This is a genomic window from Mycobacterium sp. E796 (assembly GCF_001672815.1).
Classification (GTDB): domain Bacteria; phylum Actinomycetota; class Actinomycetes; order Mycobacteriales; family Mycobacteriaceae; genus Mycobacterium.
The window spans coordinates 1-942 of record NZ_LZKK01000007.1 but is presented as its reverse complement, the minus strand read 5'-3'; the positions used below and the strand labels follow the sequence as shown (position 1 = coordinate 942).

The window sequence follows — 942 nt, the reverse complement described above, 5'->3', positions numbered from 1 at the left end:
GTAGGACAGGATCTTCACCGCGAGCCGGCAAATCCAAATAGGGACTTTCGCCCTCTGTGGTCGGGCCTAAAATCATGCACGCGTCGCCCGGCGCTGGCGACGTCAGGCAGGGGCGTCGGGGCCGCCCCAGCGTGCGGCGTAACGGCCGGATGCACGGCTAGAGGTTGAATCCCCTTAACGCGGCGACCCGCGCCACAAAGGCGTGGGCCGAGGCCGCAGAGTCACGGTCAGGTGCGGCGGCGTCTGTGTCGGCGGGTCAGCAGGGGCGCGAGGCGCGCCTCTGGGCGGCCCCGAGGGCTCCCGTAGACCTCGATTCGGATTTCCTGCGTCCCGATGAACAGGAGTCGGTGAGACACCCGGCTGCTGAGAAGGGCCAAAGATTGGATGTTAGGAGGCCGTTGTTTGGCCCAGCGGGTTCACCAAGGCGGATAGTGCGCGGAGAATTTGTACTGTCAGATTCGCCGGCCAGAAGAACGCAGTGGTGAACGACTGGACTAATTGAGTGCCGGCTGAAACGAGCTGGCCTACAACGGGAAACGCCGTGAGTAATGGGTTTATCGCGTCGGTCAAAACGTTCAATAGTAAGCCGTAGAACGGGAACGATTGGATGATGTTTGCCGCAGCGGACGCGAAGTACAGTACGACGAGATCTGCCATGAGCCAAGAAAGAAAACCAATGACGAAGCCGGCCACGGCGGCGGCACCTAGAACAAAGACAGTATTCGTCACTACATTTGTTATCAAATCATTTAATGTCGACTGGGCGGCCGTGGCTGCGGCAACCGGGGCCGTAATTGCCGTCAAGGGCTTGATCAGCGACGTGACGTTGGCGGCCTCCGCGCCGGCATACGCGCCGGCACTGGTGGTCAGGTGCTGCACAAATTGCTCCTGAAACGCCGCCGCCTTCCCGGCCAGCGCGTGATAGTCCTGGGCGTAACCGGA

Annotated in this window: 1 pseudogene; it reads right to left on the bottom strand. The window is 61.4% G+C overall.

Features of this window, described 5'->3' with window-relative positions:
- Positions 1-774: 774 nt before the first annotated feature.
- Positions 775-942, bottom strand: a pseudogene (locus A5706_RS35110) (PE domain-containing protein); the annotation flags it as partial.